Source organism: Streptomyces sp. NPDC021749, assembly GCF_040640655.1.
Taxonomy (GTDB): Bacteria; Actinomycetota; Actinomycetes; order Streptomycetales; family Streptomycetaceae; genus Streptomyces.
Window position 1 is genome coordinate 324,596 of sequence record NZ_JBFACE010000001.1, and the last position, 21,482, is coordinate 346,077.

A 21,482-nucleotide genomic window follows, 5' to 3' on the forward strand; every position below is an offset into this window, starting at 1 on the left:
AGGTTATCCTTACCTTACCTGGCGCGTCCCGGCTCCACAACGCCCGGCGGGCCCTGACAACGTGAGTGGGGCGCGGATCACAGATCCGCGCCCCCTTCACGTTCACCGGCGATCACTGATCGCGGTACATCTCCGCCACCAGGAAGGCCAGGTCCAGCGACTGGCTGCGGTTGAGCCGCGGGTCGCAGGCGGTCTCGTAGCGCTGGTGCAGGTCGTCGACGAAGATCTCGTCGCCGCCGCCCACGCACTCGGTGACGTCGTCACCGGTCAGCTCGACGTGGATGCCGCCCGGGTGCGTGCCGAGGCCCTTGTGGACCTCGAAGAAGCCCTTGACCTCGTCCAGCACGTCGTCGAAGCGCCGGGTCTTGTGCCCGGAGGCCGCCTCGAAGGTGTTGCCGTGCATCGGGTCGCAGATCCAGGCGACCTGCGCGCCGGAGGCGGTGACCTTGTCCACCAGCTCGGGGAGCTTGTCGCGGATCTTGTCCGCGCCCATGCGGGTGATGAAGGTCAGCCGGCCCGGCTCGCGCTCCGGGTCGAGGCGCTCGATGAGGGTGAGCGCGTCCTCCGCGGTGGTCGTCGGGCCCAGCTTGACGCCGATCGGGTTGCGGATCCGCGAGGCGAACTCGATGTGGGCGTGGTCCAGCTGCCGGGTGCGCTCGCCGATCCAGAGCATGTGCCCGGAGACGTCGTAGAGCTTGCCGGTGCGGGAGTCCACCCGGGTCAGCGCCGACTCGTAGTCGAGCACCAGCGCCTCGTGGGAGGAGTAGAACTCCACGGTGCGGAACTCCTCGGGGTCCACCCCGCAGGCGTTCATGAAGTTCATCGCCCGGTCGATCTCGCGGGCCAGCGCCTCGTAGCGCTGCCCCGAGGGCGAGGACTTCACGAAGTCCTGGTTCCAGGCGTGCACCTGCCGCAGGTCGGCGTAACCGCCGGTGGTGAAGGCGCGCACGAGGTTCAGGGTCGCCGCGGAGGCGTGGTACATCCGCTTCAGCCGCTGCGGGTCCGGGATCCGGGCCGCCTCGGTGAACTCGAAGCCGTTGACGGAGTCGCCGCGGTACGTCGGCAGGGTCACGCCGTCACGGGTCTCGGTGGGCTTGGAGCGCGGCTTGCTGTACTGGCCGGCGATCCGGCCGACCTTGACCACCGGCACCGAGCCGGCGTAGGTCAGGACGGCGCCCATCTGCAGGAGGGTCTTGAGCTTGTTGCGGATGTGCTCGGCGGAGACGGCGTCGAAGGCCTCCGCGCAGTCGCCGCCCTGGAGGAGGAACGCCTCACCACGGGCGACGGCTCCCAGGCGCTCACGCAGCTGGTCGCACTCGCCCGCGAAGACGAGCGGCGGATAGGACTCAAGCTCCGCGATCACATCGCGCAGAGCCTCTTGGTCCGGCCAGTCAGGCTGCTGCGCCGCGGGAAGGTGTCGCCAGGTGTTGCCACCGGCGTGGGTTTCAGCGTTCACGGTCACATGCCCCACATTACGGGGTCCGGTCGGGGTGTCCGTCCGGCATCCGGACTGTGAGACGCCGGCACCCGGAGGGTCCGGTAGGGTGCGCCCCATGTGCACGCGACCGATGCCGACCATGAACTGGTGGTGGACCGCTCATCCGGCGGCCCACTGATTCGCGCGCACATCCCACACTCCGCGAAGGCCGCCCGAGGGGCGGCCTTCGGCGTTTGCGGCGGTCGTCCCCCCTCGTGCCCGGCCCTCCGGCCACCCGGAAGGAACCGCCATGCACCGCGTACGACCCGACGTCCACCCCGATGCCGCCGCGCTCGTCCGGCGGCTGCTCGACCCCGCCGGCCCCCCGTTCGCCCTGCTGCGCCGCCGCTCCCCCGGCCGGGAGGCGGGCGACACCGTCGAGGTGCTGATCGGCGAGGTCACCGAGGTCGAGCGGCTGGCGGACATCCCACTGGGTGAGACGGCACCCGGCGCGCCGGTGACCGACGCGCTCGCGCTGGTCCCGTTCCGGCAGATCCGCGAGCGCGGCTTCCGGGCCCATGACGACGGCACCCCGCTGGCCGTGCTGCGCCCCAGCGAGAGCTGCGAGCTGCCGCTGGCGGAGGTGCTGGCGGCGCTGCCGGCGCACGACGTCCGGGTCACCGACGGGGCGTTCGACGTGTCCGACGAGCGGTACGCACAGATCGTCGAGCGGGTGGTGCGGGAGGAGATCGGCACCGGCGAGGGCGCGAACTTCGTCATCCGCCGGACCTTCGAGGGCTCGATCGCGGACTTCTCGGCGGCCGACGCGCTGGCGCTGTTCCGGCGGCTGCTGGCCGGCGAGCGCGGCGCGTACTGGACGTACGTCGTGCACCGCCCCGGGGTGCGCACGCTGGTCGGCGCCAGCCCGGAGGTGCACGTCCGGATGACCGGCGGGACGGTCGTGATGAATCCGATCAGCGGCACCTACCGGTACCCGGCCGGCGGCCCCACCCCGGAGAGCCTGCTGGCGTTCCTCGGCGACCGCAAGGAGGTCGAGGAGCTGTCCATGGTGGTGGACGAGGAGCTCAAGATGATGTGCACGGTCGGCGACCAGGGCGGGGTGGTGGTCGGGCCCCGGCTGAGGGAGATGGCGCATCTCGCGCACACCGAGTACGAGCTGCGCGGCCGGTCCACCCTCGATGTGCGCGAGGTGCTGAAGGAGACGATGTTCGCGGCGACGGTCACCGGGTCGCCGGTGCAGAACGCCTGTCGGGTCATCGAGCGGCACGAGCCGGTCGGCCCGGACGGCCGGGGGCGCGGCTACTACGCGGGCGCGCTGGCGCTGATCGGCCGGGACGCGGGCGGTGCGCAGACCCTGGACTCGCCGATCCTGATCCGGACCGCGGACATCGCGGCCGACGGCCGGCTGCGGGTGCCGGTCGGCGCCACGCTGGTGCGCGCCTCCGACCCGCACGGCGAGGTCGCCGAGACCCATGCGAAGGCGGCGGGCGTGCTGACCGCGCTGGGCGTACGGGAGGCGGCGGCGGGCCCGGCGGACGGCGGGCGGCCGCCGCGGCTGGCCGACGATCCGCGGGTGCGGGCCGCCCTGGACGCCCGCCGGGCGGACCTGGCGCCGTTCTGGCTGCGGATGCAGACCACCGCGCCGACCGCCGAGCTGAGCGGGCACGCGCTGGTGATCGACGCGGAGGACACCTTCACGGCGATGCTGGCGCATCTGCTGCGGACGTCCGGGCTGACCGTGACGGTGCGCCGGTTCGACGAGCCGGGGCTGCGCGCGGCCGCCCTGGCGCACCAGGGCCCGGTGGTGCTGGGCCCGGGGCCGGGCGATCCGTCGGACCCGGCCGACCCGAAGATGCGTTTCCTGCGGTCGCTCACCGCGGAGCTGGTCGCCCGACACCGGCACGGCCTGTTGGGGGTCTGCCTCGGGCACGAACTGCTCGCCGCGGAGCTGGGGTTGGAGATCGTCCGCAAGGAGGTGCCCTTCCAGGGCGCGCAGGAGCGGATCGACTTCTTCGGGCGCCCCGAGACGGTCGGCTTCTACAACACCTTCACGGCCCGCTGCGACGACCGTACGGAGGCCGAACTCGCCATGCACCGCGTGGAGTTGAGCCGGGACGCGGAGTCCGGCGAGGTGCATGCGCTGCGCGGTCCGGGCTTCGCGGGGGTGCAGTTCCACCCGGAGTCGGTACTGACCCTGGACGGGGCCGCGGTCACCGCGCGGCTGCTGGCAGCTGTCCTCGTGTGACCAGCATGTTCTCGTTGGTGCGGTGGGCGAGGTAGTCCTCGACGTTGGCCACGGTGGCCTCGGTGATCTGGCCCACCGCATCCGCGGTGAAGTACGCCTGGTGCGAGGTGACCAGCACGTTCGCGAAGGTCATCAGGCGGGCGAGGGTGTCGTCGTCGATGACGTCCAGAGACCGGTCGTAGTAGAAGAGCCCGGACTCCTCCTCGTAGACGTCCAGCGCGACGCCGGTGAGCCGGCCGGCCTTGAGGGTGCGGACCAGGGCCGCGGTGTCGACCAGGCCGCCGCGGCTGGTGTTGACCAGGAGGGCGTCGTCCTTCATGGCGGCCAGCGCGGCGGCGTCGAGGATGTGCCGGGTGTCGTCGGTCAGCGGCAGGTGCAGCGTGACCAGGTCGGCCTCGGCGAACAGCCGCTCGCGGGGGACGTACTTCATGCCCAGCGCGGCGCAGCGGGGGTTCTCGGCGATGTCCCAGCCCAGCAGGTTCATGCCGAAACCGTGGGCGATCCGGGTGAAGGCCTCACCGATCCGGCCGGTGCCGAGCACACCGGCGGTGCGGCCGCGCAGGTCGCGGCCCATCAGACCGTCCAGCCGGAAGTCGAAGTTGCGGGTGCGCTGGGCGGCCCGCACGATCTTGCGGTTGACGGCCAGCGCGAGCGCCCAGGCGAACTCCGCCACCGCGTAGGGGGAGTAGCGGGAGACCCGGCCGATGCTCATCCCGAGATCGGCCGCGGCCTCCAGATCGATGTTGTTGAAGCCCGTGGAGCGCTGGGCGACCATCTTCGTCCCGCCGGCCGCGAGGGTCTGCAGGACGTCCGCGCCCAGGTCGGCGTTGACGTCGGAGCTGACGACCTCGTAGCCGTGGGCGATCGGGGCGGTGTCGCGGTTGAGGACCACGTCCAGGGTGCGGACCTGGTGGCGGCCGGCGAAGGCCCGTTCCAGGAACGGCCGCTCGTCCGTCTGCACGCCGAAGGCGATGATCTCCACGTTCCCTCCCACCGGTATGTGCTCACCGGGAGCGATGGGCCGGATATGTCGCGTACGCCGAATATACGGCCCCTCGCCCGGCGGTGTCGCCCGGAGCGGCGCCCTTCGGTCAGCCGAAGAACACGCCGGCCTCGGCGTAGAGCGCCGGGTCGACGGTCTTCAGCTTGGCGGTCGCCTCGGAGATCGGCACCCGGACGATGTCGGTGCCGCGCAGTGCGACCATGGTGCCGAAGTCGCCGTCGTGCACCGCCTCGATGGCGTGCAGTCCGAAGCGGGTGGCCAGCCAGCGGTCGAAGGCGCTGGGCGTACCGCCGCGCTGGGTGTGGCCGAGGACGGTGGTCCGGGCCTCCTTGCCGGTGCGCGCCTCGATCTCCTTGGCCAGCCACTCCCCCACGCCGGAGAGCCGGACGTGGCCGAAGGAGTCCTTGGAGTCGTCCTTCAGCACCATCTGGCCGTCCTTGGGCATCGCGCCCTCGGCGACCACCACGATCGGGGCGTAGCGCACCGTGAAGCGGGACTCGATCCATCCGCAGACCTGCTCGACGTCGAAGCGCTGCTCGGGGATGAGGATGACGTTGGCGCCGCCGGCCAGGCCGGAGTGCAGCGCGATCCAGCCCGCGTGCCGGCCCATGACCTCGACGACCAGGACCCGCATGTGCGATTCGGCGGTGGTGTGCAGCCGGTCGATGGCCTCGGTGGCGACGCCCACGGCGGTGTCGAAGCCGAAGGTGTAGTCCGTGGCGGAGAGGTCGTTGTCGATGGTCTTCGGGACGCCGACGCAGGGGACGCCGTACTCGCCGGACAGCCGGGTCGCCACGCCCAGGGTGTCCTCGCCGCCGATCGCGATCAGCGCCTCGACCTCCTGCTTGGCGAGGGTCTCCTTGATCCGGCGGACGCCGTCCTGTGCCTTGAAGGGGTTGGTCCGCGAGGAGCCGAGGATCGTGCCGCCGCGGGGCAGGGTGCCGCGCACCGCAGGGATGTCCAGCGGCACCGTGTCGTTCTCCAGCGGCCCGCGCCAGCCGTCCCGGAAGCCGAGGAAGTCGTAGCCGTATTCCTGGGTGCCCTTGCGGACGATCGCCCTGATCACCGCGTTCAGTCCGGGGCAGTCGCCGCCGCCGGTCAGTACTCCGACCCGCATCGCTGCAATCACCTACATCCCGTCAGTGGCCGCGCACGGCCGTGGTTGAGCTGACGCCGGTCACGCTAATGGTGATCTGGGTCACTCCGAGATGCCGGAAGCAGCGATTCCGGTGAATTGTGCGGGAGTTGGCGCCCCGTCTTCACCCGTACGAGCGGATCGATCATGGCCGCCCGCGGTCCCCCGCTCCGGGGAGCCGGCCCGGGTGCGGCTCAGCCCTCGTCGAGGCCGCGCTCTATCGCGTACCGCACCAGCTCGACGCGGTTGTGCAACTGCAGCTTGCCGAGGGTGTTCTGGACGTGGTTCTGCACCGTGCGGTGCGAGATGACCAGCCGCTCGGCGATCTGCTTGTACGAGAGGCCCTTGGCGACCAGGCGCAGCACCTCGGTCTCCCGCTCGGTCAGCCGCGGGGCGCCCGGCTCGTCCGCGGTGGCCGGGGCCGGATCCGTGGCCAGCCTGCGGTACTCGCCGAGCACCAGCCCGGCCAGGCCCGGGGTGAACACCGCGTCCCCGGCGGCCGTGCGCCGCACCGCGTCGAGCAGCTCCTCGGTGCTCGCCGACTTCAGCAGATAGCCGGTCGCACCGGACTTGACCGCCTCCAGCACATCGGCGTGCTCCCCGCTCGCCGACAGCACCAGCACCCGCAGCGCCGGATTGGCGCCGACCAGTTCCTTGCAGACCTGTACGCCGGGCAGGCCCGGCAGATTGAGGTCCAGGACCAGCACGTCGGGCGAGGCGGCCTGCGCCCGGCGGACCGCCTGGAGGCCGTCCCCGGCCGTCGCCACCACCTCGAACCCGGCCTCGGCCAGATCCCGCGCGACCGCGTCGCGCCACATCGGGTGGTCGTCGACCACCATCACCTTCAGGCCCGTCTGCTCCGTCATGCCCGGGTCTTCCCCCGCCTTCCGCCCTCGGGCGCCGTGCCCTTGGGGACCGTCAACTCCACTTCCGTGCCCTGGCCGGGGACCGAGACCCACTCCGCGGTGCCGCCGAGGTCGCGCAGCCGGCCGCGGATCGACAGGGCCACCCCCAGGCGGCCCTCGCGCTCGGCGTCCGCGAGCCGGCCCTCGGGGATGCCCGGGCCGTCGTCGCGGACCGTCACGATCACCGCGTGCGGTTCGTCCTCCACCAGGATCCATGCCTGGGCTCCGTCCCCCGCATGGACCCGGACATTGTCCAACGCGGCACTGACAGCGGCCGCGAGCTCCGCCGCCGCGGCGGCCGGCAGCTCGACCGGCGCGCCCGGCTCGGAGAAGGTCACCCCGGCCCCGGCGTACGGCGCGAGCAGCGCCCGGACGTCGCAGGGCCCGGCGCCGGCCGGCGGCGGGGGCGGCACGGGCACCGCGGCCGGCTGCGGCGCCGGCGCCGGGACGGCCGGCCGCAAGACCGGGCCGCCGGAGACCAGGGTGCGCAGCGCCACCTCCTGCTCGCCCGCCATCCGGCCCAGTTCCGCCGCCTCGCCGCCGATCGCGGCACCGCGCCGCTGCACCATCGCCAGGACCTGCAGCACGCTGTCGTGGATGTCGCGGGCCAGCCGCTCCCGTTCACGGGTGGCGGCCTCGACCTGCAGGGCCCGGGCGAGGGTGCGCTCACTGGCCCGGGCGACCTCGACGACGTAACCGAGGCCGACGCTGGCCACCCACACGAGGATCACGTTGTGGAGGGTGTCGCGGGCCAGCACCTCGCGTTCGACGAGGTTGGCGGCCGCGACCGCGCTGGAGGCCACCGCGGCCCAGCGCCAGCCGCCCTTGATCGCGAAGCCGAGGACGGCGCCGGCCGCCCAGATGGAGGGCAGCGTGGGCGAGCCGCCCATGATGCGCGCATGGCTGTCGACCAGCGTCGTCAGCAGGATCCCGCCCACCGCGAAGCCCAGGTCGGCGATGAGGAACCGGCGGGTGCAGCGCTCCGGCGAGGTCGTCCGCCGCCAGGTCAGCGCCATCCAGACGGTGAGCGCGCCCAGGTAGGCGGCGGCGCCCAGCGGGTGTTCGTACTTGCGGTACGACATCGCGTCCAGGGCCAGGACGTAGACGAGGGTGAGGATCCGGTAGCCGGTGAGCGCACGCCACAGCGGCAGCTCGACGGACATCCGCAGCACCTTCGGCGGGCGCTTGCCGTGGCGCCGGGCGGCGGCCATGCCGCCGGTCACCGTCCGTATGTCCGCATCCGTCATTGCCGGCCCCCACCCCTCACCGGACGCGCCCGCGCCCGGCCTCGGCCCTGCCCGTCTTTGTCGGCCTATTCGGCGGCGGCCTTCGTGGCCTGCTCCGCCTCGGCCTTCTTCTTCGCCTCCGCGGCCTTCGCCGCCTCCGCGATCTGCCGCTTGGCGGCGGTCGCGTAGATGTCCACGTACTCCTGGCCGGAGAGCTTCATGATCTCGTACATCACCTGGTCGGTGACCGACCGCAGGATGAAGCGGTCGCCCTCCATGCCCTGGTAGCGGGTGAAGTCCAGCGGCTTGCCGATGCGGATCCCCGGCCGGATCATCTTCGGCACGACCTTGCCCGGCGGCTGCACCTTCTCGGTGTCGATCATCGCCACGGGGATGACCGGCGCGCCGGTGGCGAGCGCCACCCGGGCCAGACCGCCCGGCTTGCCGCGGTAGAGCCGGCCGTCCGGGGAGCGGGTGCCCTCCGGGTAGATGCCGAACAGCTCACCGCGCTTGAGGACCTCTATGCCGCTCTTGATCGCCGCCTCGCCCGCGCCGCGGGCGCCCGAGCGGTCCACCGGCAGCTGGCCGACGCCCTTGAAGAACGCGGCGGTCAGCTTGCCCTTGACGCCCGGGGAGGTGAAGTACTCCGACTTCGCGATGAAGGTCACCTTGCGGTCGAGCACCGCGGGCAGGAAGAACGAGTCCGAGAAGGACAGGTGGTTGCTCGCGAGGATCGCCGGACCCTCGGCGGGAACGTTCTCGATGCCTTCCACCCAGGGCCTGAAGGCAAGCTTCAGCGACCCGCCGATGGAAAACTTCATTGCGCCGTAGATCAACCGACTGCCTCCTGTGTGTGACGCAAAGACCTTAACCTGCCCGGGTGGCACGCTCGCCCCGACCGGGCGTTCAAGGGCTCCGGCAGCTGGTGCACGCCCGCTTGCGGACCGCCTGTGGGCCCGCGGGCGCCGTCGGGCGGAGATGAGGGAGCACCGGCCGGTCCGGCCGGGCCGCACGCGCCGTCGGACCTATCCGCCCGCCGTCACTTTGCGTACCCTGGGGTAACCCGCCAGGTCCCCTCATCGATCGGAGTCCCCCGGTGCCGCTCCTTCCCGGAGCCGAGCCGTTCCGCCGCGACGGCGGAGAGGTCGGCGTCCTTGTGTGCCACGGCTTCACCGGCTCCCCCCAGTCCCTGCGCCCCTGGGCCGAACATCTGGCCGACCGGGGGCTGACCGTCTCCCTTCCGCTGCTGCCCGGTCACGGCACCCGCTGGCAGGACCTGCAGATCACGACCTGGCAGGACTGGTACGCCGAGGTCGACCGCGAACTGCGGGCGCTGACCGAGCGCTGCTCGAAGGTCTTCGTCTGCGGCCTGTCGATGGGCGGCGCGCTGGCGCTCCGGCTCGCCGCCAAGCACGGCGCCGCGGTCAGCGGGGTGGTCGTGGTCAACCCGGCCAACAAGGTCCATGATGCCGCGGCGCCGCTGCTTGTGGTGCTGCGCCATCTGGTCCGGACGACCAAGGGGGTGTCCAACGACATCGCCAAGCCCGGTGCCGAGGAGCTGGCCTACGCCCGGGTGCCGCTGCACGCGGCGTACTCGCTGCGCCGGTTCTTCCAGCAGGTGGACTCCGAACTCCCGGCCGTCACCCAGCCGTTGCTGGTGATGACCAGCCCGCAGGACCACATCGTCCCGCCGGTGGACTCCGAGCGGATCCTCGCCCGGGTCTCCTCGACGGACGTCCGGCAGACCCTGCTGGAGCGCAGCTACCACGTCGCCCCGCTCGACCACGACGCGGAGAAGATCTTCGAGGACACCTTCGCCTTCATCTCCCGGCTCGCGCCGGAGGCGGGGGCCAACGCCGTGGAGGCGGCCCGGAAGGGGACAGCGGCCAGTGGCGGAGCGTAGCCCCCGCGACCCCCGGGACCCGCTGGACGAGGAAGCCGCCTGGGCGGAGATCGTCGCGGGCTACGGCGAGCAGCCGTCGTTCCCGGCGGACGACGACGCGCCCGCCAAGGGGACGGACGAGAACGGCGGCCAGGCCAAGGACCGCACGGGCGGGCCCGGGGATCCCGGGAAGGCCGGCGCCGACCGCCCGGGCAGCTTCGTGGTCTACGCACCGGGCGTCGGGCCCCGGGACTGGAGCGCCGCCGAGCCGTCCGACGACGACTTCGACGAGACCGACGAGGGCCACTTCACCCCGCCCGAGCCGCCTCCGCTGCCGAAGGCCGACACCACCACGAAGTTCGCCTGGATCGCGGTGCTCGGCGGTCCGCTGCTGCTGATCGCCCTGGTGGTCTTCGAGCAGCCGGTGACGTGGTGGAGCACGGTCCTGGGCATCGGCGGTTTCCTGGGCGGCTTCGCCACGCTCGTGGCCCGGATGAAGAACGACGACGAGGACGACGACCAGCTGCCGGGCGGCGGCGCGGTGGTGTGAGTCAGTCCCCGGCCGGCACCCGCAGGGCGGCCAGCACCGGCAGGTGATCCGAGGCGGCCAGCAGGTCGGCCTCCCGTACGCCGGGGAGCCCGTGCGGCACCCCGCAGCCCAGCACCTCGACGCCGTCCGTGGTCAGGACGGCGTCGATGCGCTGCACCGGTGCGTGGGGCGTGGAGGTGTGCTCCCCGCCCCACGGTTCGGCCGCCCAGGCGTCCGTGAGCCGGTCCGCCAGCCGCCGGAAGCTGCGGCCCTCCGGCCGGTCGTTGAGGTCGCCGCCGACGACCGCGTGCCGCGTCCCCAGGGCGGCCAGCCGCTCCAGCAGCAGCCCGGCCTGCTCGTACCGCTCCCGGTCGGCGAGGCTGAGGTGGCAGCTGACGACGCCGAGCCGGGCCCCGCCGATCCGGACCACGGCGGTGGCCAGACCGCGCTGGTGCAGGCCCGGCGTGCGGGGCAGCAGGACGTCCTCGGTGCGCTCGACGTGCGCGCGGAGCGTGGACAGGATCATCGGGCCCGCGGTCGTCCCGCCGCCGGTGACATAGACCAGGCCGGCCGACCGGGCCAGTCGTTCGGCGGCCTTGCGCCAGCGGAAGAACCGCGGCGCCTCCTGGATCAGCACGAGATCGGGGGCGCAGGCCCGGATGACCCTGGCCAGCGCCGCCCGGTCGTCGCGCATCGAGCGGATGTTGTAGCTGAGCACGCGGACCCGTACGGCGTCCTCCTCGGTGCCGGACGCCGGGAGTCCGGGGTGCTCGGCCACCACCGCGGTCAGCCCTGGCGCGCCAGGTCGGCCGCACCCACCAGTCCGGCCTTGCCGCCGAGCTGGGCGGCGAGGACCTGGGCGTGCGGCCGGTACTGGTTGCCGACCAGCCAGCGGCGGAACGACTTGCGGATCGGTTCGAGGACCAGCTCGCCCTCGTCCGAGACGCCGCCGCCGACGATGAAGGCCGACGGGTCGAACAGCGAGGCCAGGTCGGCGAGACCGGCACCGGCCCAGCGGGCCAGCTCCCGGAACGAGTCGATGGCCACCGGGTCGCCCTGGCGGGCGGCCTCGCTGACGTGCCGGCCCTCGATGCCCTCGGAGGTGCCGTCGCCGAGCGAGAGCAGGATCTGGGCGTTCTCGGGGGTGGCGAAGGCACGCTGCTTGGCGTAGCGCAGCAGGGCGCGGCCGGAGGCGTACTGCTCCCAGCAGCCCTGGCTGCCGCAGCCGCACAGCAGGCCGTCCGGCACGACCCGGATGTGCCCGAACTCCGCCGCGACGCCGAAGCGGCCGCGGCGCAGCTTGTTGCCGATGATGATGCCGCCGCCGAGGCCCGTGCCGAGGGTGATGCAGATGACGTCGCTGTGGCCCTGGCCGGCACCGAAGCGGTACTCGCCCCAGGCGGCGGCGTTGGCGTCGTTCTCGACGACGACGGGGAGGCCGACGCGCTGTTCGACCTTGTCCTTCAGTGGTTCGTGGCGCCAGTCGATGTTCGGTGCGAACAGGACCGTGGCGCGCTTCTCGTCGACGTAGCCGGCGGCACCGATGCCCACTGCCTCGATGCGGTGGCCGGCACCTACCGTGCGGACCGCGTCCGCGATGGCCTCGGTCAGGGCATCGGTGGCCTGCGGGGTCGGTACCTTGCACGTCTCAAGGATCGAACCCTCTTCGTCGACCACGCCGGCCGCGATCTTCGTGCCGCCGATGTCGACGCCGATGGTGAGTCCCATGTGTCCCTCAGTTTTTCGCTCGAACCCCGCCGGGACCCACCGTACCGGAGCCCGGGTCAGTCGAGATCGATTCGCTCGGTGCCGGTGGGACCGTCGTCGTCCCGCGGGTCGTCGGCGCGGCCGGTGCCGGGCCGGTCGGTGGGGTCCTCGCGGGTCCAGCGGCGCTCGCTGCGCTCGACGGCGGAGCGGTAGGCGGCGACGAGTTCGGAGCCGGCCGCGGCGAGGTGGTCGAAGACGTCGGGGTTGCGCTCGATGACCGGTTCGACGGCGGCCCGGGCCTGCTTGAACAGCTGGCTCACGGCGCTCTGCGCGGCCGTCCCGCCGAGCGCGCCGGGCAGCTGGATGCCGGCGAGCTTGTCGGTGACCGCCTCGGCGAGCTTGCGCAGTTCCTCGGCGGCGCTGCCCGGCTGGGGGCCGTAGTCGGACCGGCGGCGGGCCTTCTCCGCGGCGAGGTCCTCGGCGCAGGCCCTCTCCCAGGCGTCGGCGTCGGGGCCGGCCGCGCGGTCGGCGGGGCGCTCGGTGGCATCGCTCATGGTGAACTCCGTGGACTGCTGCGGCGGGGCGGTACGGCGAGTCTGGTCCGGGACGGGCGCGCGCCGGGGCGGGCACCTGGCCCACCCCCGACGTTACCCGAACGGTGGTACCGCGTTCAGTCGCTCTTGGGCCACAGGCCGGGATCCGGGGTGAAGCGGATCTCCAGGACACCGTCGCGGAGGCCGGCGCCGGAGACGGAGCAGCGGCGGAGCGCGGAGGGCAGGGTGCGGATCCGGCGGAAGCGGCCGACCGTCACCACGATCTCGTCGCCGCGGCGTACCAGGCCGAGGCCCCGGCGCTCGGCGCCGGGCAGCGGCACCCGCCAGACCAGGATGCCGTCGGTGGCGAGCCGGTCCTCGACGGTCCAGGGGTCCCGGCGGTCCGCCGCGGCGGGGGCCGGCACGCCGATCCCGCCGTCCGGCCCGCCGATCAACTCGTCGAGTTCCGCGACGCCCTGCGGGTCGTGGCCCAGGTGCGGCACCTCGTGGACGGGGACGTCGGGGAACTCCTGGCGCAGCGCCTTGAGGGCGGTCTGCTGGCTGCCGGAGAGCGCGGCGAGGAAGGGGTCGGCGGAGCCGGTGGGCAGCAGCCGGTTGACGACCACGCCGTCGGTCCGGCGGCCGTGCAGGGCCAGGCCGGCGCGGATGGTGCGCAGGTTGGCGGCGGCGACCGGGCCGGCCTCGGTGACCAGGCGGACGGAGGTGCCGGGGTCGTCGATCGCCTGCTGGACGGCGGCGAGTTCGCTCTCCCAGCGGCCGGCGGCGTCGTACAGCTTCTGGGCCGGCATCGGGACGCCGGCGAGCTGGGCGAGGACCGGGCGCAGCGCGCGGGCGGCCTGGCGCTCGGGTGGCAGCAGCCGGCGGAGGTAGCGGCGGACCTGGGCGGGGAGCGCCAGCAGCCGGATCGTTTCGGCGGCCGAGGGCATGTCGACGACGATGAGGTCCCAGTCGTCCGAGGCGTGTTCGGCGCGCAGCGCCTGGAGCAGGGCGAAGTCCTCGGCGCCGGGGAGTTCGGTCAGTTCGTCCTCGTCGAGGGGCGTGGCGCCCAGCAGGTCGAGGGCGGCGCCGGCGCGCTCCTGGAAGGCGAGGAACTCCCGGCGGAAGCGGTCGCCGGGGTCGATGCGCCGGGCGTGCAGGCCGGGCGCTATCGGGGTGGGCCGCTCGGCGCCGAGGGGGGTGCCCAGCACCGTTTCGCAGGCGTTGCTCTCGGTGGTGAGCAGCAGGGCCCGGGCGCCTTGCCGGGCGCCGGCCAGGGCGGTCGCTGCGGCGAGCGTGGTGCGGCCCGCGCCGCCGGGGCCGGTGACGAGGACGGTGCGCACGCTCAGATCTTCTTGGCCTCGTCGGCGGGCGCGGCCTCGTCGGCGGGCGCCGGGTCGGCGTCGGGGTGGCTCTCGACGCGCCGCTTCAGCCCTTCCAGGGCCCGCTCGATGATGACCTTCTCGGCCTTGCGCTTGATCATGCCGAGCATCGGGATCTTGACGTCGACGGTGAGCTGGTACGTGACCTCGGTGGCGGTGCCGCCCTTGAGCGCGGCGAGGCGGTAGGAGCCGTCGAGGGCGCGCAGCATCTGGGACTTGACCAGGGACCAGCTGACCTCGTCGGCGCCGGTCCAGGTGTAGGCGAGGGTGTGGTCGTCCTTGATCGCACCGGCGTCGAGCAGCAGCCGGACCTGTACCGCGCGGCCCTGGTCGTCCGTGGCGAGCACCTCCGCCTCCTTGACCTCTCCGGTCCACTCCGGGTAGCGGTCAAAGTCGGCGATCACTCCCATCACTTCGGCGGGTGCCGCCTCGATCGTGATGCTAGAGCTGGTGTGTTCGGCCATCGCCGTGACTCCTCCATGCCGATTCGTGCCGGTCCGCCGACGCTCACGCGGTGTCCGCAAGGTGCTGTCTGTGCTGCTGAAGGCTACCGCGCGGGAGAACCGCGGCGGACGCGGCCGGACGCAGCCGGGCGCAGCCGTACGCGCCCGCCCGGGCTCACCACGTCAGGACGTAGGGCGTACCGGTCGCATTGAAATGGCCGACATTGACGCATTCGGTGCCGCCGATGCGCATCCGGCGGGCGAGCGGCTGATGGACGTGGCCGAAGAGGGAGTAGCGGGGGCGGGTGGTGCGGATGGCGTCCAGCAGCGCGGTGCTGCCGCGTTCGAAGCGGCGGGCGACGGTGTCGTAGCAGAGCTCGGGGACGTCCGGCGGGATGTGGGTGCACAGCACGTCCACCTCGCCCAGCGCCTCGATCTTGGCGGCGTACTCCTCGTCGCTGATCTCGTACGGCGTCCGCATGGGGGTGGCCAGTCCGCCGCCGACGAACCCGAAGACCCGGCCGCCTATCTCCACCCGCTGTCCGTCGAGGACGGTGGTGCCAGGTCCGGCGTATTCGGGCCACAGGCGCGGCATGTCGACGTTGCCGTAGGTGGCGTACGTGGGGGTCGGGAAGGCCGCGAAGAGTTCGGCGTACTGCTTGCGGACCGCGCTCTCGATGACCGTCTCGCGGCTGTGGCCGGCGGCGTCGAGTTCGGCCCAGAGGCGGCGGCCCAGTGCGCGGGCCTCGTCGAAGCGGCGGGCGGTGCGCAGTTCGACCAGGGTGTCGGCGTGCGCGACGCCGAAGAGGTCCGGGAAGATGCCGCGCGAGTGGTCGGCGTAATCGAGGAAGAGCACCAGGTCACCGAGGCAGACCAGGGCATCGGCGCCGTCCCCGGCGGCCGCCAGGTCCCGGCTGTTGCCGTGTACGTCACTGACCACATGCACGCGCATGGCGTCACCCTAGATCGCCCTCGGACCGGCGGGGAGGGCCCCCCACCGGTTCACCGGAGCACGGTTACTTTCGGGTCACCGACCCGCTGGTCTAGTCTGCGCGGAACAGTCCCCATGGCGTGTCCGCAAGCGTGTGACGCATCAAACATCTGGTCGCGACCCCCTATCCCAAAAGCAATACCGGTGGGTAACGTCCGGGCAGTCCAATCCCCCAGCATGATCATGGACCGCCGCCGGTGTACACACAGCGTCGTGGCGCCGGCGCTTTTGAGGAGCAGCAGTCTTGCGCGAGTTCAGCCTTCCGGCCCTGTACGAGGTCCCCGCGGACGGCAACCTGACGGATCTCATCCGCCGAAATGCCGCGCAGCACCCGGATGTTGCCGTCATGGGGCGCAAGGTGAACGGTGGGTGGCAGGACGTCACCGCCGCCGCCTTCCTCGCCGAGGTCCGTGCCGCCGCCAAGGGCCTGATGGCCTCCGGCATCCAGCCCGGCGACCGGGTGGGGCTGATGTCGCGCACCCGTTACGAGTGGACGCTGCTGGACTTCGCCATCTGGAGCGCCGGCGCGATCACCGTGCCCGTGTACGAGACCAGTTCGGCCGAGCAGATCCAGTGGATCCTCGGTGATTCGGGTGCGGTGGCGTGTCTGGTGGAGACGCCCGACCACGAGGCGACCGTCGAATCGGTCCGCGACCGGCTGCCCGAGCTGGCGAACATCTGGCAGATCGAGCGGGACGCCATCGCCCGGCTGCGGGCCGCCGGTTCCGGGCTCACCGACGAGGAGGTGGACGCCCGCAGCGCTCTCGCCGACGCGGACGCGCCCGCCACGATCGTCTACACCTCGGGGACCACCGGCCGCCCCAAGGGCTGTGTGCTCAGCCACCGCAGCTTCTTCGCCGAGTGCGGCAACGTCGTCGAGCGGCTGCGCCCGCTCTTCCGCACCGGTGACTCCTCGGTCCTGCTCTTCCTGCCCATCGCGCACGTCTTCGGCCGCCTGGTGCAGGTCGCCTCCGTGATGGCCCCGATCAAACTGGGCCACGCCCCCGACATCAAGAACCTCACCGACGACCTCGCGTCCTTCCGGCCGACGCTGGTGCTGGGCGTGCCCCGGGTCTTCGAGAAGGTCTACAACGCGGCGCGGGCCAAGGCGCAGGCCGACGGCAAGGGCAAGATCTTCGACAAGGCGGCGGACACCGCGATCGCGTACAGCCGGGCGCTGGACACCCCCGACGGCCCGCCGCTCGGCCTGAAGCTCAAGTACAAGGTCTTCGACCGGCTGGTCTACGGCAAGCTCCGGGCCGTGCTCGGCGGCCGGGCCACCCACGCGATCTCCGGCGGCGCGCCGCTCGGCGACCGGCTGGGCCACTTCTACCGCGGCATCGGCTTCACCGCCCTGGAGGGCTACGGCCTGACGGAGTCGTGCGCGGCCACCGCCTTCAACCCGTGGGACCGCCAGAAGATCGGTACCGTCGGCCAGCCGCTGCCCGGCTCGGTGGTCCGGATCGCCGACGACGGCGAGGTCCTGCTGCACGGCGAACACCTCTTCACCGAGTACTGGAACAACCCCACGGCCACCGAAGAGGCGCTCTCCGACGGCTGGTTCCACACCGGCGACCTCGGCACCCTCGACGAGGACGGCTATCTGGCCATCACCGGCCGCAAGAAGGAGATCCTGGTCACCGCGGGCGGCAAGAACGTCGCCCCGGCGGTCATCGAGGACCGCATCCGGGCGCACGCCCTGATCGCCGAGTGCATGGTCGTCGGCGACGGCCGGCCGTTCATCGGCGCGCTGATCACCCTCGACGAGGAGTTCCTGCCGCGCTGGGCCGAGGAGCACGGCCGCCCGGCCGGCAGCACCCCGGCCGAACTGGCCACGGACCCGGAGCTGCTCGCGGCCGTCCAGCGGGCCGTCGACGACGGCAACGCGGCCGTCTCGCAGGCCGAGTCGGTGCGCAAGTTCCGCATCCTGCCGACCCAGTTCACCGAGGAGTCGGGCCACGTCACGCCGTCGCTGAAGCTGAAGCGGAACGTGGTCGCCAAGGACTTCGCGGAGGAGATCGAGGCGATCTACCGGGGATGACGACCTCCCCGGTGAGCAGGGCCGGAATCCGCCGCCGTGGCCGTGTGCCGCGGCGGCGGTGCGCGTAGCGGCGCCCGTAAGGCCCCGGCTACAGCAGTTCCTTGAGCCGTTCCGCCAGCAGGTCCCAGCGCCACCTCTCCTCGACCCAGGCGCGCCCGCGCTCGCCCATCCTGCGGCGCAGGGCGGGGTCCTTCAGGAGGGTGACCAGGCGCTCCGCGGTGGGCGTCGGGGAGCCGCCGGGGACCACCCAGCCGGTCTCGCCGTCCAGCACCGCGTCCGGCGCACCGCCGGAGTCCCCCGCCACCACGGGCAGTCCGGTGGCCGAGGCCTCCAGGTAGACGATGCCCAGTCCCTCGACGTCGAGGCCGCCGCGGCGGGTGCGGCAGGGCATCGCGAAGACGTCACCGGCGCCGAAATGGGCCGGCAGCTCCTCCCACGGGACCGCGCCGGTGAAGCGCACGGACTCCGCCACGCCCTTCTCCCGGGCCAGCGCGCGCAGGTCCTTCTCGTACGGGCCGCCGCCGACGATCAGCAGGACGGCCTCCGGGACGGCGGCGAGGACCGCCGGCATCGCTTCGATGAGCGTGTCCTGGCCCTTGCGCGGCACCAGGCGGGAGACGCACACCACCACCGGGCGGTCGGCCAGGCCGAGCCGGGCCCGCACCACGTCGCCGCCCGAGCCCGAGTGGAACGTCTTCTCGTCGACGCCGGGCGGGAGCTGGACCATCCGGGACGCGGCCGCCGGGGTCAGCGCGGCGGCGATCCGGGAGCGGGTGTACTCGCCGAGGTAGGTGAGGGTGTCGGTGCCCTCGCCGATCCGCCGCAGCAGCTGCCGGGCAGCCGGCAGCTGCGCCCAGCCCGCCTCGTGGCCGTGCGTGGTCGCCACGATCCGCCGCGCGCCGGCCTCGCGGAGCGCCGGCGCCATCAGGCCCAGCGGTGCCGCGGCGCCGAACCAGACGGAGGAACAGCCGTGTTCGCGCAGCAGGCCGACGGCCCGCCGGGTCACCCTCGGGGTGGGCAGCAGCATCGTCGTACGGTCCCGGACCACCGGGAAGGGCTGGTCGGCGTCGAACGCGGCGGTGGCCGCGATGCCCTCCGCGCTCCGCTTCCAGGTCGAGGCGTAGACGACCACCTGGGAGGGGTCCAGCCGCAGCGCCATGCTGTGCAGGAAGGCCTGGATGCCGCCGGGCCGGGGCGGGAAGTCGTTCGTGACGATCAGGGTCTTGTGCACGAGGCCCGAGGCTACCCGCCGCCGGGCGCACGGTGCCCAGGGCGGTCCGCCACGCCGTACCACGGCGACGCCCTGTGACCGGCCGCCGACGGCATGATGCAGACGACGGCCGACAGGCGGAGGTGGCGATGGACGGCGCCGGCGGGGCGCGCGGGAGGTGGCTCGCGGTCGCGGCCTGGGCGGTGACCCGGGCCGTGCTGCTGCTCTGCGTGCTGAAGGTGCTGGTGCTGCCGGGGCCGGACGTCACCACCGACGTCTCGGTGATCTACCACGGCTGGGCCGGGGTGCTGAGCACCGGCACCTTCCCGCTGGACGACGTGACCTGGCAGTACCCGCCGGCCGCCGCGCTGGCGGTGCTCTCCCCCGGCCTGCTGCCGTTCCTCGGTTACGCCCCGGCGTTCTTCGTGCTGGTCCTGCTCGTGGACGCGGCGACGCTGGCGCTGTTCCTGCGGGCCGGGTCGAGGCCCGGCCACCGGGCGGCCGGGGCCTGGGCGTGGATCGTGGGCGTCGCCCTGCTGGGCCCGACCGGGTACGCCCGCTACGACCTGATGGTCACCGCGGTCGCCGTCGCGGCGCTGCTCGCGGCCGCCCGCCGGCCCCGGATGGCGGGCGCGCTGATCGCCTTCGGGACGCTGCTGAAGGTGTGGCCGGCGCTGCTGCTGACCGGGGCCGCGCTGCGCGGCCGGCACGCGCGGGCCCTGTGGCGGAGCGCGGCCGGCACCGGGGCCGGGCTCACCCTGCTCTTCGTGGCCGCGGCGCCGGGCGCGCTGGCGTTCCTGACCTTCCAGCGGGACCGCGGGACGGAGGTCGAGTCGCTCGGCGGGCTGGTGTTCCACGTCGCCCGCCACTACGGCTGGGACGGCCGGGTGCTGCTGAACTACGGCTCGGTGGAGTTCCTCGGGCCCGGCGTCCCGCTCGTCAGCACCGCCGCGGTCATGCTGAGCGGGGCGGCGCTGGGCTGGCTGGTGCTGTGGCGGACGCGGGCGCGCCGGTTCACCCGGGCGACGCCCGCCGACGCGGCCTTCACCGCCACCCTGCTGTTCACCACCACCAGCCGGGTGATCAGCCCGCAGTACCTGCTGTGGCTGGTGGGGCTGGCCGCGGTGTGCCTGGCCGTCCGCGGCAGCCGGCAGACCCCGTCGGCGGTGCTGGTGCTGCTCGCCACCGGTGTCACGCTGCTGGAGTTCCCGGTCCACTTCGCCGACGTCGTGGCGAGCGCCCCGTGGGGCATCGCGCTGCTGGCGGTGCGCAACGGGCTGCTGGTCGCCGCGTCGCTGCTGGCCTGCCGCCGGCTGTGGGCCGCCACCGGCGCCGGCCGTCGCGGCACCGAAAGCGGCGGCCACGGGCTGCGCCGGGCGCCCGCGCCGCGCACCGTCACCGCCCCAGCAGCCGCTTCACATAGGCCCGCCACTGCCGGGTGAACTCGCCCAGCCCGATGCCCAGTTGGGTGCGCAGGGCCCGGTCGGTGAGCTCGGTTCGGCCGGCCGCCGGGCGGTGGCCGGCACCAGCGGCCGGGGGCGCCGGGCGGGCGGGGGCGGGTCCGGCGGAGGCCGCCTCGATCGGTGGTTCCCCGGTCGCCGCCGAGGTGCGCAGCGCGCTCCGGCCCGCCGCCTTGTAGAACGCCAGCAGCCTGGCCTCGCCCCACTTCTCGGCGATCATGCGGCAGGCCAGCCAGCTGCCTTCGTACGCCGTCGCCAGCCGGTCCGCGCCGGCCCGGAAGCCGAAGTCGGCGTCGGTCGGCAGCCGGCCCGGCGGCTTGCCGGCCCGCACCGCACGGGCCAGCTCGGGCGCGGCGGTGGCGGGCTTGCGGTGCACCCCGCGGTAGGCGACCCAGTCGGCGAAGCCCTCGGACAACCACAGCGGGGTGGCGGCCGTGGTGACCGTGCGGGTGGCGACATGGGTGGTCTCGTGGGTGAGGACGACCTTGCGGCCCAGGTCGTTGAGCTCCTCGTAGGCGTCCGGGTTGACGATCACCCGGTCCGCCGGGGCGTTGGTGGTGACGCCCGCCTCGCCGGTGGTGACCGCCGCGATGCCGGTGTAGCCGGACGCATCGTCGCTGCCCATCAGCTGCGCCATCCGCTCGACCGAGTCCGGCGCCTCCACCACGACCTTCTCCGACCACTTCCCCTTCCAGGCCGCGGAGACCGCGGGCACCGCGGCGTCCACCCGGCGCGCGAGGTCCCGCAGCCGCCTCGGATGCGAGGCACCGCCCAGCACCAGGCTGTGCCGGCCGCGCACCAGCCGCACCGGGCCCTGGTCCCACAGCTGGCGGGTGCCGCTGCGGCCGGCCGGTGCGCCGTCGCGGTCCGAGGAGATCAGCCAGTGGCCGTCCCGCTCGGTGAGGGTGAGGTACTGGACGGCGTTGACCGGCGCGGTGTCGTAGCCCTTGAGGCGGTAGCGCAGCCGGACCTTGGCGGCCAGCCGCTCGTCGTCCTCGCCGGGCGGCAGCGGGAAGGCGTCGGTGGCGTCGAGCTCGTAGTGCCAGTCGGTCACCGGGACGCCGGAGAGGTTGCCGAAGACGGCGCGCTGGCGGGCGCGGAAGGCGGTGGCGTGCGGGTCCACGGCGGCCAGGAAGCCGGCCTCGTCGCGCTGCTCGACGGCGTGCGCCCGGCTGTCGAGCATCCGCTGGACGTCCGGGAAACGGGCCGGCGACGAGGGACCGGGGGCGCAGCCGGCCAGCGGGGCGAGCAGCGCGAGTCCGCTCAGGGCGGCGCAGGCCGCCGCACCGGCCCGTACCGGCCGTCTCGCCCGCTGGTCTGACATGCGGACGATCGTAGAGCCGGCCCGGCCGGGG

19 protein-coding genes are annotated in these 21,482 nt (G+C 73.3%); 5 read left to right on the forward strand and 14 right to left on the reverse strand.

The annotated features are described in order from the left end of the window. Positions 1 to 112: 112 nt before the first annotated feature. Positions 113 to 1,462: a class II 3-deoxy-7-phosphoheptulonate synthase gene (locus AB0G35_RS01455; RefSeq protein WP_030415481.1), complete on the reverse strand. Its 1,350-nt coding sequence runs from the start codon at positions 1,460 to 1,462 to the stop codon at positions 113 to 115. 265 nt (positions 1,463 to 1,727) lie between these two features. On the opposite strand from AB0G35_RS01455, the gene AB0G35_RS01460 reads away from it, so the two are divergent. Next, positions 1,728 to 3,683: an anthranilate synthase family protein gene (locus AB0G35_RS01460; protein ID WP_360941837.1), complete on the forward strand. Its 1,956-nt coding sequence runs from the start codon at positions 1,728 to 1,730 to the stop codon at positions 3,681 to 3,683. On the opposite strand, the gene AB0G35_RS01465 is transcribed toward AB0G35_RS01460, so the two are convergent. The 5 genes from AB0G35_RS01465 to AB0G35_RS01485 form a co-directional block, all read right to left on the reverse strand. After that, a complete protein-coding gene (locus AB0G35_RS01465; RefSeq protein ID WP_360941840.1) occupies positions 3,649 to 4,665 on the reverse strand; it encodes a 2-hydroxyacid dehydrogenase in 1,017 nt (338 codons plus the stop codon). The genes AB0G35_RS01460 and AB0G35_RS01465 overlap by 35 nt on opposite strands. A gap of 109 nt (positions 4,666 to 4,774) precedes the next feature. After that, a complete protein-coding gene (locus AB0G35_RS01470; RefSeq protein ID WP_360941843.1) occupies positions 4,775 to 5,803 on the reverse strand; it encodes a 6-phosphofructokinase in 1,029 nt (342 codons plus the stop codon). A 212-nt stretch (positions 5,804 to 6,015) separates the two neighbouring features. Further along, positions 6,016 to 6,687, reverse strand: a complete 672-nt coding sequence (locus tag AB0G35_RS01475) for a response regulator transcription factor (RefSeq protein ID WP_360941846.1) — start codon at positions 6,685 to 6,687, stop codon at positions 6,016 to 6,018. After that, positions 6,684 to 7,889, reverse strand: coding sequence for a DUF5931 domain-containing protein (locus AB0G35_RS01480; RefSeq protein ID WP_360942082.1), 1,206 nt, complete (start codon positions 7,887 to 7,889; stop codon positions 6,684 to 6,686). The genes AB0G35_RS01475 and AB0G35_RS01480 overlap by 4 nt, the downstream gene beginning before the upstream one ends. A gap of 149 nt (positions 7,890 to 8,038) precedes the next feature. Next, a complete protein-coding gene (locus AB0G35_RS01485; RefSeq protein WP_360942085.1) occupies positions 8,039 to 8,773 on the reverse strand; it encodes a lysophospholipid acyltransferase family protein in 735 nt (244 codons plus the stop codon). Positions 8,774 to 9,048: 275 nt separating this feature from the next. Between AB0G35_RS01485 and AB0G35_RS01490 the strand changes: the two genes are divergently transcribed. Together AB0G35_RS01490 and AB0G35_RS01495 are read left to right on the forward strand one after the other, a co-directional pair. After that, positions 9,049 to 9,855, forward strand: coding sequence for an alpha/beta fold hydrolase (locus AB0G35_RS01490; RefSeq protein WP_360941849.1), 807 nt, complete (start codon positions 9,049 to 9,051; stop codon positions 9,853 to 9,855). Further along, positions 9,842 to 10,384, forward strand: coding sequence for a hypothetical protein (locus AB0G35_RS01495; protein WP_360941852.1), 543 nt, complete (start codon positions 9,842 to 9,844; stop codon positions 10,382 to 10,384). Before AB0G35_RS01490 ends, AB0G35_RS01495 begins: the two co-directional genes overlap by 14 nt. Position 10,385: 1 nt before the next feature. Here AB0G35_RS01495 and AB0G35_RS01500 read toward each other — a convergent pair whose 3' ends face one another. The 6 genes from AB0G35_RS01500 to AB0G35_RS01525 all read right to left on the reverse strand — a co-directional run bounded on the left by AB0G35_RS01500 (position 10,386) and on the right by AB0G35_RS01525 (position 15,377). Beyond that, positions 10,386 to 11,141 (reverse strand): endonuclease/exonuclease/phosphatase family protein, encoded by a 756-nt coding sequence (locus AB0G35_RS01500; RefSeq protein ID WP_360941855.1) that lies wholly within the window; start codon positions 11,139 to 11,141, stop codon positions 10,386 to 10,388. Positions 11,142 to 11,149: 8 nt separating this feature from the next. Continuing rightward, on the reverse strand, positions 11,150 to 12,091 hold the full coding sequence (locus AB0G35_RS01505; RefSeq protein WP_360941858.1) for an ROK family glucokinase: 942 nt from the start codon (positions 12,089 to 12,091) through the stop codon (positions 11,150 to 11,152). Between the two features lie 56 nt (positions 12,092 to 12,147). Further along, positions 12,148 to 12,624 (reverse strand): DUF5304 domain-containing protein, encoded by a 477-nt coding sequence (locus AB0G35_RS01510; RefSeq protein WP_360941861.1) that lies wholly within the window; start codon positions 12,622 to 12,624, stop codon positions 12,148 to 12,150. Between the two features lie 116 nt (positions 12,625 to 12,740). Beyond that, a complete protein-coding gene (locus AB0G35_RS01515) occupies positions 12,741 to 13,943 on the reverse strand; it encodes an ArsA-related P-loop ATPase (protein WP_360941864.1) in 1,203 nt (400 codons plus the stop codon). A 2-nt stretch (positions 13,944 to 13,945) separates the two neighbouring features. After that, positions 13,946 to 14,446, reverse strand: a complete 501-nt coding sequence (locus AB0G35_RS01520; RefSeq protein WP_360941867.1) for an SRPBCC family protein — start codon at positions 14,444 to 14,446, stop codon at positions 13,946 to 13,948. Between the two features lie 154 nt (positions 14,447 to 14,600). Beyond that, complete coding sequence (locus AB0G35_RS01525; protein ID WP_360941870.1) at positions 14,601 to 15,377, reverse strand: metallophosphoesterase; 777 nt, start codon at positions 15,375 to 15,377, stop codon at positions 14,601 to 14,603. Between the two features lie 283 nt (positions 15,378 to 15,660). Between AB0G35_RS01525 and AB0G35_RS01530 the strand changes: the two genes are divergently transcribed. Further along, entirely contained in the window at positions 15,661 to 17,457 is a 1,797-nt protein-coding gene (locus AB0G35_RS01530) for an AMP-dependent synthetase/ligase (protein WP_360941873.1), read from the forward strand. Between the two features lie 88 nt (positions 17,458 to 17,545). On the opposite strand, the gene AB0G35_RS01535 is transcribed toward AB0G35_RS01530, so the two are convergent. Further along, positions 17,546 to 18,688, reverse strand: coding sequence for a glycosyltransferase family 4 protein (locus AB0G35_RS01535; protein WP_360941876.1), 1,143 nt, complete (start codon positions 18,686 to 18,688; stop codon positions 17,546 to 17,548). 128 nt (positions 18,689 to 18,816) lie between these two features. Here AB0G35_RS01535 and AB0G35_RS01540 point away from each other — a divergent pair, with 128 nt between their 5' ends. After that, positions 18,817 to 20,109 (forward strand): glycosyltransferase family 87 protein, encoded by a 1,293-nt coding sequence (locus tag AB0G35_RS01540; protein ID WP_360941879.1) that lies wholly within the window; start codon positions 18,817 to 18,819, stop codon positions 20,107 to 20,109. Here AB0G35_RS01540 and AB0G35_RS01545 read toward each other — a convergent pair. Next, a complete protein-coding gene (locus AB0G35_RS01545; RefSeq protein WP_360941882.1) occupies positions 20,063 to 21,451 on the reverse strand; it encodes a hypothetical protein in 1,389 nt (462 codons plus the stop codon). The genes AB0G35_RS01540 and AB0G35_RS01545 overlap by 47 nt on opposite strands. Positions 21,452 to 21,482 lie beyond the last annotated feature (31 nt).